The sequence below is a fragment of the Embleya sp. NPDC008237 genome, assembly GCF_042956465.1.
GTDB lineage: Bacteria > Actinomycetota > Actinomycetes > Streptomycetales > Streptomycetaceae > Embleya.
Map to the genome: position 1 here is coordinate 717,303 of NZ_JBIBGL010000005.1, position 13,763 is coordinate 731,065.

Here is a 13,763-nt window from a genome sequence, read left to right on the forward strand (position 1 = left end):
TTCGCCCGCACCCGTGCCGGCGCCGGGGGCGTGGCGGGCCGAGGGCGGCCGGTTCAGGCGTTGCCCACCGCCGTGTGCAATCGGGCCAGGGCCAGGCGTAGTTCGCGTTCGGTGCCGATCGGCACGATGGCGGCTCGACCCGGTACCCGGACACCGCCGGTGAGGGCGACCCGGGTCGTGTCGTGCTCGGCGACCGCGGCCATGCCGATGATCACGAATCGGCTCTGCAACCAGCACCATCCCGGGCGCAGGATGCCGTCGAAGCGGGCCCGCATGCCGTAGCGGCTGCGCGCGTAGGCCTCGATGCGATCGCCGTCGCGCCGGGACACCCGGACGTGGCGCATGTCCGGCTGGAACCGACCGAAGCCCTGCTCCAGGTCGCCCATCACCGCCCAGACGTCGGCGAACGGCGCGGGCACCACGCCCTCGACGACCCGAGCGCCCGGGATCCCGGCGGTCAACGTCCGCAGTCGGGCCACGGCGTCCACGCGAACGGGCTCGGGGCGAAAGGATTCGAGGTGAGCCGATTGGAGGTGAGCCGGTTCGAGCCGAACGGGCTTGCCGCCGGTGGGTTCGACGCGAACGGGCGCGACGCCGGTGGGTTCGATGCCCGCCGGTGCGACTCGGCTGGGTTCGGCGCCGGCCGATCCGGGGGTGCCGGGGTCGAGTGGCTCGGTCATGCCGTCCACATCCTTCGGAATCCCGCCCGGGCGCGATGCAGCCGGGACTTGACGGTGCCTTCGGGGACGCCGAGCAGTTCGGCGGCGGTCTGTTCGTCCAGGCCCTCGACGTCGCGCAGAACCAGTACGGCGCGGTGCTCGGGCGACAGCCTGGCCAGTACGTCGTCGATGTCGGCGGCCAGTTGCGGGTCGCCGGGGGCGGGCAGTTCGGTGGATTCGACCGGGGTGTCGCGTACCGCCCGGCGGGCGATCCGGATCGCCTCGCGGACCGCGATCGCGCGCACCCAGCCGTACAGCGCCTCCGGTTCCTCGAGTTTGCGCAGCGCGCGGAAGACCACGACCAGCGTTTCCTGGACCGCGTCCTGGCGGGCGTCGAGGGCGATCGGACCACAGATGGTGGCGACGTAGGGGATCAGATGGTCGAGCAGGTCGCTCATCGCCAGGGTGTCGCCACGACGGGCGACGCGGGCGAGGGCGATCCCGCGCGTACGGCGGTCGGCCGCGCCGTCCTCGACGTGGGTGACGTCCTCGACGTGCGCGCCGTCCTCGACGTGGGCGCCGTCCCCGATCTGCGCGGTGTGGGCGGCGTGGGTTTCGGCCGGCCTCTCGGTTCGGTCCGAGGCTCGGCTTCCGACTCGGTCTTCGACTTCTCGGGTTCGGTCTTCGGTTCGACGATCCGGCACGGTGGTGATCATCTCCCGGTGGCCCGGGTCCGGGGCAGTCGACTCCGCGTGCGGCGGAATCCGGTCAGGGCGAGTCGGGCGGCCGCGTAGCCGAATGCCAGGCAAACCGGCGTGTAGACGGCCAGGTTGAGGCGGTGGAACGTACTGCCGGGGTCGCTCCCGATGCCCACCGCCCAGACCAGGCCGGCCGTACTCCGGATCGCGAGTCCGGCGGCCACCGCCGCGGTGATCAGCGCGCTGATCCGGCCGCCTCGACCGCGGCTGTGCGCGTACACGCCGACGGCGCCGGTGCCGAGCAGCGCGCAGAGCGGCAGCAGGACGCGTGGGGTGAACGGGACGTCGGCGTTGAGCAGCCCCCGCGAGAGCGCTTCGGTACTGCCGGCGGGCCAGGTCGAGCCGGTCGCCCAGAACGCGTGCAGGAGGGCATCGGCGGTGAGCAGTGCGGCGACCGCCGTACCGGCCCGCCTGCCGGCGGCGGTGGATGTGCCGGTGGTCGGCATGGCCCTTCCGTCGGGTCCGGCGACTCGGCCGGGCCCATTGGCTCCGGCGGGTTCGGTGACTCCGGTGGATCCGGTGGTGGTGTGCACGGCACGGTCCCCTCTGGGGGCTGACGAGCTGTCAGCCGGTCGCCGGGAAGAGGACGCGGGGCCGGAAAAGGTTCCCTGTGACGCCGGACACACCACCGCGAACACTGCCGCCACACCGCCCTGGCCCGGTCGGGCCAGGGCGCGGGTGCGGTATGAGGCGGCCCTCGACGCGCAGCCATGGGCCGCCGTCCGGCACGGCTCCCGCTTCATACTTGCGAGATCATACGTAATTACGTAACTTCGAAGTACCGAGACTTCAGGTTCGACCGACATCGCGAATCGACTCGGGGAGCGCCACGATGCCTGTCCGCAAGTCCCTCACGGTCCTGTACCGCTCCTGCTGGATCGCGTTCTTCGTGGTCCTGGTGGCAGGGATGCATTACGACTTCTCCTGGCTGTGGAGCTGGCTTCCGCTGGGACTCCTGATGGTCACCCGACTCCTGGCGAACCGGGCGCGGCCGGAGGGAGCCGGCGGCGGTGCTGACGGAGCCGACGGACGTGCCGACTTCGGTGTTCGGTCCGCGGTCGAGGTGGAGGCGCCGGTGACCGGGCGCTGGCGGGCGTTGAACAGTCCGGCCGACAGGGTGCCCAGCCACGGCACGCGGGCCTATGGCCAGGCGTACGCGATCGACATCGTCGCGGAGCCCGACGGGCGGCCTCGGCCGAGCTTCGGGTGGTGGCCGGTGGTTCGACGCAGTGGTGCGTTCCCGGCCTTCGGCGCACCGGTTGTGGCGCCGGCGGATGCGACGGTGGTCCGGGTGGCCGACGGGCAACGCGACCATCTCAGCCGCAACTCGTTCCCGGCGCTGCCCTATCTCCTGGTCGAGGGCATGTGCCGGGACCTTGCCGGCGCCCGCCGGCTGGTCGGGAACCATGTGATCCTCGACCTGGGCGCGGGGGTGTACGCGCTGTACGCCCATCTGCGGCGCGGGTCGGCGGTCGTGCGGGAGGGCGAACGCGTGCGAGCGGGCGACGAGTTGGCCCGTTGCGGCAATTCGGGGAACTCCAGTGAGCCGCACGTGCACTTCCAGCTGATGGACGACGCCGATCCGGACGTGGCGCGTGGGATCCCGTTCGACTGGCGCGGGATCGGGGTGCCGGCGAACGACGAGGTGTTCACCGCGCCCGGTGTGCTCAACCGGCCGGGGACCGGGTGACCGGCCTCGGAAGCAGTGGTCCGGTTTCTCCTCCGACAGAGGAGGGATCGGGCTCGCGGGCGGTACGGCCGACCGGCGCGAGCATGATTGCCCGGCGGCGGATGGACGGCGGGTGGGGCCGGGTACGCGCGTCGGGTGCGTGGGTCGCGCGGGTGGGCCGGGGGCGGGCGTTTCGCGGGTGGGGTGGGAGGGGAGCGCGACGGCCGATTGCCGCCGGCGGGTGGCTGGTCCGGGTGGTCACGATGGCTTCATGAGTTTCGAGAGCAAAGCCCCGACAGGGGCGACCGAGACCGCGAGTGAGCCGATGCTGCCCCCCGCCCCCGCGCCCGAGCGTGCCGCACTTGCGGTCCTGGAAACGTTCTTTGCGGCCGAGGCCGCCTACATCGCGGGCGGCGGGCGTGACAAGGCGAGCTTCGAGGAGCTTGCCGCGTGTCTCGCGCCGGACGTGGTCATGTACCAGTCGCCGGCTCTCCCTTACGGCGGTCCTCGCTACGGTCCGAGCGGGATCGAGGACTTCATGGCCGCGATGAGCGAGGCGTGGCGGGAGATGGAGTTCCTCGAACAGCGCTTCGCCGTCGACGGCGAGTCGGTGGCGATCCTCAACCGGGGTCTGTTGACCGCGCGTGCCACCGGCCGGGTCCTGGACACCTGGGTGATGCAGATGATCACCGTCCGGGACGGCCTGATCACCGAGATTCGCCCGTTCTACTGGGACACCAAGGCGGTGGACGCGGCCCTGACGCCCTGACCTCCGACGGTCCAGACACCCCGACACCCCACTGCCCGGCCGCCGCCGCGTGGGGCCGGCTCGGGTGTTCGGCCGACTTGTCACGGCCGCGGGTGCGTGCGGGGGTCGGTCGGCCGGTCGGCCGGTCGCGAAATTACCGATGCGCTACCGATTCCGCAGCCGCGTGATCTTCGTAGGGTCCTGTTCGGCGGCGGACGATGCGCGGTCGAGTACGGCGGCTCATCGGCGTCGTCGCACGTCAGGTCGGTTCGGGGGCGCAAGCCTGCCCGACGAGAACGCACCCACGAAAAGGACGAGTTCATGGCGCACACGCAGCAGGGCACGACCGCGGTCGGCTACCACCTGGACCGGCCGCAGGACGGCCTGGACGGGCTGGTCCTGCGGGAGGAGGAGGTGCCTGGGCCGGGCCCGAACGAGGTGCTGATCCGGGTGCGGGCGGCCTCGCTCAATCGGCGGGACCTGATGATCCTCGACGGTACGTACGTCATCCCGGCGACGCCGGGCGTGGTGCCGCTGAGCGACGGGGCCGGTGAAGTGGTCGCGGTGGGCGAGGGGGTACGGCGGGCCGACGTCGGCGACCGGGTCGCGGTCACCTACTTCCGGAGATGGATCGACGGCCCGATGTCGCTCCCGCTGGTGAGTGAGCAGTACGGGGCCAATCTCGGCGGAATGCTGACCGGGTATCAGGTCGTCGACGAGGAGTCGGTGGTACGGATTCCCGAGCACCTGTCCTACGAGGAGGCGGCCACGCTGCCGTGCGCGGCCGTCCTTGCCTGGGCCGGCTTGACCACGGGGCCGCGGCCGATGGTCGCGGGGGATACCGTGCTCGTGGTCGGCGGGGGTGCGGTGGCGCTGTTCGGCGTGCAGTTGGCGGCGGCGTCGGGTGCGCGGGTGATCGCGGTCGCGTCGGGCGCGGACAAGGCCGCGCGGCTCGTGGAACTGGGCGCGGCGAAGGTGGTGGACCGGCGGATCACGCCCGACTGGGAGTCGGCGGTGGTCGGCCTCACCGGCGGTCGGGGCGTCGACGTGATCCTGGAGGCGGTCGGCGCGCCCACCATCGCCAAGTCGATCGCGTCGATCGGCTTCAACGGCCGGATCTCCCTGGTCGGCGCCTTCCCCTCGGACGGAGCCGGCTTCGACCCGAACCTGTTCAACGGCCGCTTCTTCAGCGTCCAGCGACTCGCGGTGGGCAACCGAACCACCTTCGAGCACCTCAACGCCATGCTGGCCGAGCACGGGATCCGCCCGGTGATCGACCGTGTCTTCGCCTTCGACGAGGCCCCGAAGGCCTACGAACACCTGCGCACCGGCAGCCCCTTCGGCAAGGTGGTGATCACACTGCCGTAGGCCGGGGCGCGGTCGAGGGATGCCGCCGACGTGCGAACAACGGGCCGTCCCCCTCGATGCGTGGCGGGGGAGAGGCGTGCCGGCGGCCCGATGGGTTGCCGGACCGTGCCGGCCCCGGGCATGCTGAACGAGCCGGGCGATGATGACGAGCCGGTGCGGATTGCGGGGGTGCTGGGCGTGGCGAACGTCGGGAGCAGGCGCACGGGCGTGGGCTGCGACCGGTCCGTCGGTCCGTGTGGGTTTCGTTAGGTACGCCAGGAGCAGAGACCTGGCGGTGTCCCGACGGAGTTCCATGTCTCGCACCGCACATCACCCGACCCCGCGCCGGTGGGAAGCCGGTTCCGATCGGGCCGCCGGGGCACCTTGGCGTGCCGTGGTCCGCTTCGATCTGCGCTACAGCGCCCGGGTCCGGGCGGAAGCCGCGCGCCTGGGCCGGCGTCCGCACCCGCAGCGGGTCTGCCGGCGAGTGGATGTCCACGCCTGGGGGCGGTACAACACCTCCGACGGCGCGCTCGCCGCGGCCGCGACGCGTGCCGAGCGGCGGGAACGGTCGCGACTTCGTGCGAGTGTCGCGCTGCTGCGGGCGCTGGTCGACGACCGGACCGGGTGGGGGCTCGACCTGGATGCGGCGGACGCGGTGGAGATTCCGGCGGCGCGCCATCGCCGCAATGAGTTGTACCAGGCTTGATGGTCGGGGGTTGCGGGCTGGTCCGGTGGCAGCCGGGTCGGGTCGGGGTGTGACCGGGTGACCGGGTGACCAGTGATCGGGTGGTCGGATGACGGGGGGTGGTTGTCGGCGCCGGCCGATGCGGCGTCGTCGGGTTGCGGGATTGCCTTCCGCAACGTGTGCCCGTTTGCGGATTTCGGTGGTCAGTCCTCGGTGAAGTAGGAGTACGGGGCGACGGATACGCCTTCGACGACGGCTCGTTCGTCGTCCTCGTCCGCTTCGGGGTCGAGGTCGGTGGCCTGGCGGGAACCCATGGACCAGATGGCGAATCCGGCCCGGAAGGCGTAGCCGATGTCGGTTTCGGTGCCGGTGTGGCCGAGGGCGGTCAGCTCCGCGACCACCTCGTCCAGGAAGCGCCAGGTCAGTTGCACGCCGTCGAAATGGACCTCGGCACGGGTGCCGGCGCCGTGGCCGAGTTCGACCAACTCGACGGTGTCGTCCGGGAGATAGCAGATGACCAGGGTCGGATCGGTGCGGTAGACGGCCCGGGAGCGGCCCGGCCCGTGGACCGGCTCGCCGATCCGGGCCTCGACCCGCGCCCGGGCGTCACCGACCTCGACGAGCGCGACGCCGCGCCCGGGGATGATGTTCATCCGCGTCATGGTGCCGGCCGGGATCCTCCGCTCGGGAGGTGGGCCGGGTGTGCGCCGCCCGGAGCCGGCTCGGATGTGTCCGGGCGCGATCCGTGCGCGTTCCGTGCCGGGTTGCGGCGTGAGCGCATGCCCGCCGCCGGCCGCCGCCCGCTTCGTCAGGCGATTTCGGCCGGCTCGGGTGCCGGCGCCGGGAAGCGGTTGCGGAAGGTGAAGGCGTAGGCGGTCGGGCCGTGTTCGCGCAGATGGTCCAGGCGGATCCGGCCTTCGGCGGAGGTGGGGGTGGTGCCGGCCGGTAGCCACCACAGGACCTGCGAGATCTCGGCGATGTGTGCGAACCAGTCCTGGCGGCGGCGCAGGTATTCCAGATGGCCGCTGCGGTAGACGAAATCCCAGAGCCGATCCGGGTTCTCCCAGACCGACATGGTCACGATCGTGTCGGCGTCGTACGGGCGGATGTCGGTCGCGTCGGCGACCCCCTCGTCCTCGCCTTTCAGCCGCCAGACGAAGCCGGGAGCGTGGTCCGCGAGTTCGTTCACCGGATCGAGGCCGGCGACGAAGTCGGCCATGGTCGGGGTGTCCAGAGGGGCGAGCATGCGTGCCACGTTGAATTGGGCGATGTGGTGTGTCGAGGGCATGGGATCACCTCACCAGGTGCCGAGCTATATGTCAACGAGAATTGTTTTTAGAGATTCGGCGACGAGCAGAGGGGGGTCGGACGGCGCGGTTCAGTCGGCCGGTCGGTCCTTGTCCGGCACCTCGTCCACCGCCTGGTCCACGACCTCGTCCACCTCCTCCGTCACCCGCTCCAGGATCACGCAGCAGCGTCCGGGTACCGAGTCGAGCCGGGCCCGGTAGGCGCTCGTTTCCAGACCGTCGAGGAGCCCTTCGAGGAGCGCCAGATTCATCCCGCACACCAGCGGCGGGAAATCCTCGGCCAGTTGGTGGAAGGGACAGTTCCGGAGCAGGATCCGGGAGGGGGTGTGCGGCGGTTCGTCGGCCGCCGACGCGGCGGGGACGGATCCCTGCTCGGGATCCGGGACCGGCTCGTACCCGCGTGCCGTCAGCGCCGCGACCACACGTTCCCGTTCGCGTTCGTGCTCGTTGGCGCCCTCCTGCTCCGCTCCCGGCCCCTGCCCCGGCCCGACGACTGTGCGCCCGGCGTCCCGCCCGGTGTCGTACGCAGCCGCGTGTACCGCCCGATCCGCGCCCGCTCGCTCGACCGCGTCCGCCAGGATCCGCCCGGCCGTGTCGTAGGCCCGCGGCGGCAGGGTCACGGTGGTCTCGACCGCGCTGCGCCGGTACAACTTCGCCGGCCGACCGGCGCCCGGCCCGCTCCGACCCGCGGGCCGCGCGAACTCGGTACTCAGCAGGCGCGCCTCGACCAACTTGTCCAGGTGGAACGCCGCGAGCGTGCGCTGGATCCCGACCGCATCGGCCGCCTCCGCCCGCCCGACGGGGCCCTGGGCCGTGGCGACGTAGCGGTACAGGGCCCGGCGTACCGGATCGGCGAGCACACCGACCGCATCGAGTGCGTCGTCACCGGGCGGGGGAGTGGAAGCGAGGTCGGACACAACCGGAGTGTAGGCGAGCCGGCGCCGATGCTCCCGGGACGGGCCGGCCAAGCGAGGCAGCGCGGGCGGCCCACTGTCGAGGTGCGGGCGCCGGGGCGGGCGGCTGGGATGTCCGGTGGGCCTACCCGGTGAATCGGCAGGTCGGCGAGCCGGCCCGGTTTGTTCGCGTTCGGCGGTTGCCCCGGTTCGGCGGCTTCGTTCAGCCGGGTACGTCCAGGCGTTGGGTGCCGATGACCGACAGCAGTCGTAGCGCCTCCTCGGCGGGTGAACCGGGCGCCGCGGTGTAGATCACCACGCGCTGGTCGCGGTCGGTGATGTCCAGGACATCGCAGTCGACGGTGATCGGACCCACCAGCGGGTGCTGAAGGGTCTTGCACAGGGTGGGCTCGGCGCATACGTCGTGCGAGGCCCACAGGTCGGCGAACTCCCGGCTTCCGGACAGGAGTTCCTGTACCAGCTCGGCCACCTCCGGATCGTCCGGGTAGCGCGCGGCGGTGGCGCGCAGGTGCCGGGCCGCGGTGCGCGCGAAGGCGTCCGAGTCGGACAGGCCGTACAGCCGCCGATCCTGCGGGTGCGGCCCCAGGAAGGCCCGGCGCACCAGGTTCCGGTCGCGCCGGGACAGGGCGGAGAAGTCCTCCATCAGGGCCGCGGCCAGATCGTTCCAGGCGATCACCTCGTACGTCGCGGACATCACCAGCGCGGCCGCCTGCGGTAGGCGGTGCAGCAGGTCCAGGATGCTCTGCCGTACCTCCCGCGAGGGCCCGGACGGTGGACCCGGCGGGGCGCCGGCGAGGTGGTGGAGGTGATCGCGCTCGGCGTCCGACAGCCGCAGGGCCCGGGCCAGTCCGGCCAACACCTCGCGCGAGGGGCGCGGCGCGCGGGCCTGTTCCAGTCGCGTGTAGTACTCCGTCGAGATGAACGCCAGTTGCGCCGCCTCCTCACGGCGCAGCCCCGGGGTACGCCGGCGCGCCCCGGCGGGCAGGCCCACGTCGGCGGGGGTGATGCGCTCGCGCCGACTGCGCAGGAACTCGCCCAGTTCTCGTCTGTTCACTCCCCCAGTGTGCGCGGCGGCGTCGATGCCCAGCCAGGTACCGCCTGTGCCTGGCTGGGCGCCGCCGGCGGCGGCAGGCTCGCCGTCATGGACACCACACCGAACACCCCCACGCCGAACACCACCACCCCCGCCGTCGTCCGGGACGGTTTGCTGGCCGGCAAGGTCGCCTTCGTCACCGGCGCCGGAAGCGGCATCGGCGCCGCCGCGGCCCGGCTGTTCGCCCGGGAGGGCGCCCGGGTGCTGCTCGCGGCGCGGACGGAGAGCCGGCTCAAGGCGGTCACGGAGGACATCCGGGGCCTGGGCGGCATCGCGGACTACACGGTCTGCGACTTGGCGGACGCGGACGACGTGCGCGCCGCCGTCGACCGTGTCGTGCACCTGTACGGCCGGCTGGACGTCGCCTTCAACAACGGCGCGACGGGCACCCCGCCCGGCCCGATGGACCAGGTCCGGGAGGCGGACTTCGACCACGTCTACACGGTGAACCTCAAGGGCACCTGGCTGGCCATGGTCGCCGAGGTCACCGCGATCCGCGCCACCGCCGGAACCGGGGCGATCGTCAACAACTCCAGTGTCGGCAGCCTGTGGGGCAATCCCGAACTGCCCGCCTACGGGGCGATGAAGCGAGCGGTCAACAGCCTGACCGAGTCGGCCGCCGTCACGTACGGCCCCGAGGGCATTCGGGTCAACGCCATCGCCCCCGGCACCACGCTCACCGAGATGGTGCGCGAGTGGGAGGACAACTCCCCCGGCGTCATCGAGCGCCTGAACGCCCGGACACCGCTGGGCCGCGCCGCCGAGCCCGAGGAGATCGCCCAGGCCGCCGCCTGGCTCCTCAGCGACCGTTCCTCCTACATCACCGGCACGGTCCTCCGGGTCGACGGCGGCATGAGCGCTTGACGCCCGGGGCCGGGGAGGGGCAGGGACGACGGACCGGGCCTGCCCGGGTCGGCCGCATCGTCGTTGCGCAACATAAGGTTGCGGATTGCCGGTGCGCCGATTAAGGTCATGCGCAACCGATGGTTGCTTATTGGAGGTCCGCAGTGGAGTTTGGACAGTTGGAGCGCGAGATTCGCATCGACGCGGCACCGGAGGTCGTGTTCGATGTGGTGAGTCGTCCCGAGCACATCAGGATGTGGTGGTCCGACGATGCGTCGTTCGAGCCGGTGCCGGGCGCGGTCGGCGAACTGGTGTGGGGCGATCGCGCCGCGGTTGAAGCGATCACCGTGATCGATGTGGATCCTCCGCACAGGTTCACGTTCCGCTGGGTCGCCCCTGCCGATCAGCTGCCCGATGCGGGCAACTCCCTCCTGGTGACCTTCGAGCTGGAGCCATCCGGTGACGGCACGATTCTGCGCCTGACCGAGAGCGGCTGGCGGGAGCGGGGCTGGGAGGCCGCTGTGCTCGAGGACGCCTTCCACGACCACGAGCGCGGCTGGGACCTGTTCCTGCCCAGGCTGCAGGGCTACGCCCCGTCCGTGGTGGCGCGATGACCGTCGCCGTCGACGACGAACTCTGGTCGGCGATCGGCGACCCGATCAGGCGTCGCCTGCTCGACCTGCTGCTCGCGGAGGGGGTCGGCACACCGACCGGCCTGAGTGATCGTCTCCCGATCTCGCGCCAAGCGGTCACCAAGCACCTGGGCGTGCTCGATCGCGCAGGCCTCGTACACGCGACACCGATGGGCCGCGAGCGGCGCTACGAGGTCGACGAGGCGCAACTCGGCCGCGCCGTCCGGCAACTGAACGAAGTCGGCAAGACGTGGGATGCGCGACTGAACCGCATCAAGCGCATCGCAGAAGAGATCGAGCGCCGGAAACACGACTGACCGACAGGCCGGCTGAACGAAAGGCCGGAAGGCCGAAGGACCGAAGGACGGAAGGACCGAAGGACCGAAAGGGCGACCGACCGGCCGCCGGGCCTCCCGAAGCCTCCCGCAATTGCGGTCGCGACGGAACTCGCGGTGGTGGCGGATGTGACGCCCGAGCCTGCGCAATCACGGAAACATCGATCACCCGGAGGACACCATGAGTGGCTTGCTGCTCGAGAACAAGAACGCTGTGATCCATGGCGGCGGGGGCGCCATCGGCGGCACCGTCGCGCGGGTATTCGCCCGGGAGGGTGCGCGGGTCTTCATCGCCGGACGCACACAGGCCAAGCTCGACGCCGTGGCGCGTGACATCGCCGCCGCGGGCGGAACGGTCGAGACCGCGCTGGTCGACGTCTTCGATCAACAGGCGGTCGAAGCGCACGCCGACGCGGTCGCGGCGACGGCCGGGAGTATCGACATCGCCCTCAACGCCGTGAGTGTCATGCACGACCAGGGCACTTTGCTGGCGGACCTCTCCCCGGAGGAGTTCATGCGGCCGATCGACGGTTTTCTGCGGTCGCTGTTCATCACCAGCAAGGCTGTGGCACGGCACATGGGTCACAAGCGTCCCGGCGTCATCCTGACCTTGTCCGAGCCCGGTGCCAAGCTGGCCGTGGGCGGCATCCTGGGGCACGGGGTGAGTGCGGCCGGCAAGGAGGCCTTCTCGCGGCTACTGGCCGCGGAGCTGGCACCCGGCAACATCCGGGTGATCGGCATCCGTCCGCACGCTGTCGTCGATGCGCCGGCGGCGGGTTCCTACACCAAGGACCTCTTCGGGCAAACCGCGGCGGCGGCGGGGCAGTCGGTTCAGGAAATGCTCGAAAGCGGGGGCATGGTGGAGGGGACGCTGTTGAAGAGGCTGCCCACGCTCTCCGAAATCGCGGAGACGGCCGCGTTCCTGGCCTCGGATCGAGCGGGCGCCATGACCGGGACGATCGCCAATCTGTCCGCCGGCGCACTTGTCGACTGAGGCCGCTGTGCGCGATCGGGCCGACAAGGCCGAACTGCTTCGCTCCCTGCACGTCCCGGGCGCTCCGCTGGTGCTGCCGAACGCCTGGGACGTGGGCAGCGCCCGCACCGTCGTCGACGCGGGCTTCCCGGTGGTCGCGACCGCGAGCAACGCGATTGCCGCCGCTCTGGGCTACCACGACGGTGAGGGTGCTCCGAGCGCGGAGATGATGTTCGTTGCCCGACGCATCGCAGCCTCCGTCGATGTGCCGGTCACCGTCGACGCCGAGGCCGGCTACGGGATGACGCCCGAGGAACTGGTCGAACTGCTGAGCGGGATCGGAGTCGTCGGCTGCAACATCGAGGACAGCGATCACGCCGACGGCGGCCTGATCGACGTCGACGTCCGTGCCACCTATATCGCGCGGATGCGCGCAGCCGCCGACCGTATCGGGGTGCCGCTGGTCGTCAATGCCCGGATCGACTCCTTCTTCCCCACCTCGCCTCTGGCCGAGCATCGCAAGCGTGCCGATGCGATCGGCAGGGCCAAGGCGTACCGGTCGGCCGGCGCCGACTGCGTGTTCCCACCCGGAGCGGGGCCGGACGACCTCCGAGCCATCGTCGCCGCGGTCGACGCGCCGGTGAACGGGGGCCTTCCGCTGAAAGGCGGGTCGCTCGCCGAGCTCCGTGCCATCGGTGTGGCCCGGGTCTCCGTGGGGCCCCAGCTGTACCGCAGCGCACTCGAGCACCTGCATACCGATCTCCGGCATCTCCTCGACGCCCGGAAGTGACGGGCCGTCACTGCCGCGTGCAGGGTGGTGAACGACGAGGACGAAGTCGCGAAGGCGTACCGGCGCACGGCGCGTGGTCGTGCAACGGGGCGGGGGCGTCCACGCATTGCTCCTTCGCGACGAAGTGGGCTCGGTGCGGTCCGTCGGTCCGACGGCACGCTGCGAACGGGTGTCGGCCGTGTGAAGCTGGAGGAGGGGACGGCGCGAAGTACTCGAGCGGTGGTACGGCGTCGACGGGTGTGACTGCCCCTGCGGCCGTACCAGCGCGTCTCTGAACCAGGAGGCCGTCATGACGGAGCAACGCAACAGGAGCGTCACCATCCCGGAGGAGTTCGGCGGACTGATCGGGGAATTTCGCGATCTGCTCGCCAAGTACCCCGAGGCGTCCCGGCACTTCTCGCTCGCGTACCACCCCGCGGACGAAGGCGAGGAATCGGGATCGGGTACGGCGACGACGGCAAGCATCTCCCAGCCCGTCTTCGAATGCTCGCGAATCGAACCCGGTTTCGTCGTGTGCAGGCGCGTCCACGACCAGTGACCATGCATGCTGCTCGAAGGACGTTGCTTGGAGGACTACGACGACGAGCAGGTGGTGACGCGGCCGGGGCCCGTGTCCGCGGGCCCCGTACCGGGAGGGCGCAACTGCCGCCGGCTCAGATGTCGAGGAAGCGGACGTCCTTGGCGTTGCGCTGGATGAAGGAGCGGCGGGCTTCGACGTCCTCGCCCATCAACACCGAGAACAGGTCGTCGGCCTGCGCGGCGTCGTCCAGGGTGACCCGGCCGAGTACGCGGTGGTCCACGTCCATGGTGGTGATGCGCAGTTCCTCGGCGTTCATCTCGCCCAAGCCCTTGAAGCGCTGGATGGTGTCGTCGCGCAGTCGCTTGCCGCCGTCGGTTCCGCGGGTGAGCAGTGCGTCGCGCTCGCGGTCGGAGTAGGCGTACTCGAAGTCGTCCCGGCTCCACTTGATCTTGTAGAGCGGCGGGCGCGACAGGTAGACGTGTCCGGC

Annotated in this window: 17 protein-coding genes and 1 pseudogene; 10 read left to right on the forward strand and 8 right to left on the reverse strand. The window is 71.2% G+C overall.

Features of this window, described 5'->3' with window-relative positions; genetic code table 11:
- Positions 1-53: 53 nt before the first annotated feature.
- The 3 genes from ACFZBU_RS16850 to ACFZBU_RS16860 are packed head-to-tail and all read right to left on the reverse strand — an operon-like array spanning position 54 to position 1,863.
- On the reverse strand, positions 54-680 hold the full coding sequence (locus ACFZBU_RS16850) for a hypothetical protein (RefSeq protein ID WP_391584320.1): 627 nt from the start codon (positions 678-680) through the stop codon (positions 54-56).
- Positions 677-1,363 carry an RNA polymerase sigma factor gene (locus ACFZBU_RS16855; RefSeq protein WP_391584321.1) on the reverse strand — a complete coding sequence of 229 codons (687 nt, stop codon included), beginning with the start codon at positions 1,361-1,363 and terminating at the stop codon, positions 677-679. Before ACFZBU_RS16855 ends, ACFZBU_RS16850 begins: the two co-directional genes overlap by 4 nt.
- An 8-nt stretch (positions 1,364-1,371) precedes the next feature.
- The gene (locus tag ACFZBU_RS16860) at positions 1,372-1,863 is read right to left on the reverse strand and encodes a DUF3995 domain-containing protein (RefSeq protein ID WP_391584322.1); all 492 of its coding nucleotides are present in this window, start codon (positions 1,861-1,863) and stop codon (positions 1,372-1,374) included.
- 386 nt (positions 1,864-2,249) lie between these two features.
- Here ACFZBU_RS16860 and ACFZBU_RS16865 point away from each other — a divergent pair, with 386 nt between their 5' ends.
- The 4 genes from ACFZBU_RS16865 (at position 2,250) to ACFZBU_RS16880 (ending at position 5,890) form a co-directional block, all read left to right on the forward strand.
- Positions 2,250-3,107 (forward strand): M23 family metallopeptidase, encoded by an 858-nt coding sequence (locus ACFZBU_RS16865; RefSeq protein ID WP_391584323.1) that lies wholly within the window; start codon positions 2,250-2,252, stop codon positions 3,105-3,107.
- 250 nt (positions 3,108-3,357) lie between these two features.
- Positions 3,358-3,855 (forward strand): nuclear transport factor 2 family protein, encoded by a 498-nt coding sequence (locus ACFZBU_RS16870; protein WP_391584324.1) that lies wholly within the window; start codon positions 3,358-3,360, stop codon positions 3,853-3,855.
- Between the two features lie 300 nt (positions 3,856-4,155).
- Positions 4,156-5,202, forward strand: coding sequence for an NAD(P)-dependent alcohol dehydrogenase (locus ACFZBU_RS16875; protein WP_391584325.1), 1,047 nt, complete (start codon positions 4,156-4,158; stop codon positions 5,200-5,202).
- A 292-nt stretch (positions 5,203-5,494) separates the two neighbouring features.
- The gene (locus tag ACFZBU_RS16880) at positions 5,495-5,890 is read left to right on the forward strand and encodes a hypothetical protein (protein WP_391584326.1); all 396 of its coding nucleotides are present in this window, start codon (positions 5,495-5,497) and stop codon (positions 5,888-5,890) included.
- A gap of 182 nt (positions 5,891-6,072) precedes the next feature.
- Here the strand turns inward: ACFZBU_RS16880 and ACFZBU_RS16885 are convergent, their stop codons facing one another.
- From ACFZBU_RS16885 to ACFZBU_RS16900, 4 genes are all read right to left on the reverse strand, one after another.
- Positions 6,073-6,522 (reverse strand): hypothetical protein, encoded by a 450-nt coding sequence (locus ACFZBU_RS16885; protein WP_391584327.1) that lies wholly within the window; start codon positions 6,520-6,522, stop codon positions 6,073-6,075.
- A 155-nt stretch (positions 6,523-6,677) separates the two neighbouring features.
- The gene (locus ACFZBU_RS16890) at positions 6,678-7,157 is read right to left on the reverse strand and encodes a DUF3291 domain-containing protein (RefSeq protein ID WP_391584328.1); all 480 of its coding nucleotides are present in this window, start codon (positions 7,155-7,157) and stop codon (positions 6,678-6,680) included.
- Between the two features lie 90 nt (positions 7,158-7,247).
- Complete coding sequence (locus ACFZBU_RS16895) at positions 7,248-8,093, reverse strand: helix-turn-helix transcriptional regulator (protein WP_391584329.1); 846 nt, start codon at positions 8,091-8,093, stop codon at positions 7,248-7,250.
- 199 nt (positions 8,094-8,292) lie between these two features.
- Positions 8,293-9,144 (reverse strand): helix-turn-helix transcriptional regulator, encoded by an 852-nt coding sequence (locus tag ACFZBU_RS16900; RefSeq protein WP_391584330.1) that lies wholly within the window; start codon positions 9,142-9,144, stop codon positions 8,293-8,295.
- An 87-nt stretch (positions 9,145-9,231) separates the two neighbouring features.
- Here ACFZBU_RS16900 and ACFZBU_RS16905 point away from each other — a divergent pair, with 87 nt between their 5' ends.
- From ACFZBU_RS16905 to ACFZBU_RS16930, 6 genes are all read left to right on the forward strand, one after another.
- Entirely contained in the window at positions 9,232-10,047 is an 816-nt protein-coding gene (locus ACFZBU_RS16905) for an SDR family NAD(P)-dependent oxidoreductase (RefSeq protein WP_391584331.1), read from the forward strand.
- Positions 10,048-10,190: 143 nt separating this feature from the next.
- Positions 10,191-10,640, forward strand: coding sequence for an SRPBCC domain-containing protein (locus ACFZBU_RS16910; RefSeq protein WP_391584332.1), 450 nt, complete (start codon positions 10,191-10,193; stop codon positions 10,638-10,640).
- Positions 10,637-10,975 carry an ArsR/SmtB family transcription factor gene (locus ACFZBU_RS16915; RefSeq protein WP_391584333.1) on the forward strand — a complete coding sequence of 113 codons (339 nt, stop codon included), beginning with the start codon at positions 10,637-10,639 and terminating at the stop codon, positions 10,973-10,975. Before ACFZBU_RS16910 ends, ACFZBU_RS16915 begins: the two co-directional genes overlap by 4 nt.
- A gap of 199 nt (positions 10,976-11,174) precedes the next feature.
- Positions 11,175-11,987, forward strand: a complete 813-nt coding sequence (locus ACFZBU_RS16920; RefSeq protein ID WP_391584334.1) for an SDR family NAD(P)-dependent oxidoreductase — start codon at positions 11,175-11,177, stop codon at positions 11,985-11,987.
- 7 nt (positions 11,988-11,994) lie between these two features.
- The gene (locus tag ACFZBU_RS16925) at positions 11,995-12,756 is read left to right on the forward strand and encodes an isocitrate lyase/phosphoenolpyruvate mutase family protein (protein WP_391584335.1); all 762 of its coding nucleotides are present in this window, start codon (positions 11,995-11,997) and stop codon (positions 12,754-12,756) included.
- A 289-nt stretch (positions 12,757-13,045) separates the two neighbouring features.
- A complete protein-coding gene (locus tag ACFZBU_RS16930) occupies positions 13,046-13,294 on the forward strand; it encodes a hypothetical protein (RefSeq protein ID WP_391584336.1) in 249 nt (82 codons plus the stop codon).
- A gap of 115 nt (positions 13,295-13,409) precedes the next feature.
- Here the strand turns inward: ACFZBU_RS16930 and ACFZBU_RS16935 are convergent.
- Positions 13,410-13,763, reverse strand: a pseudogene (locus tag ACFZBU_RS16935) (DNA topoisomerase IV subunit B); the annotation flags it as partial.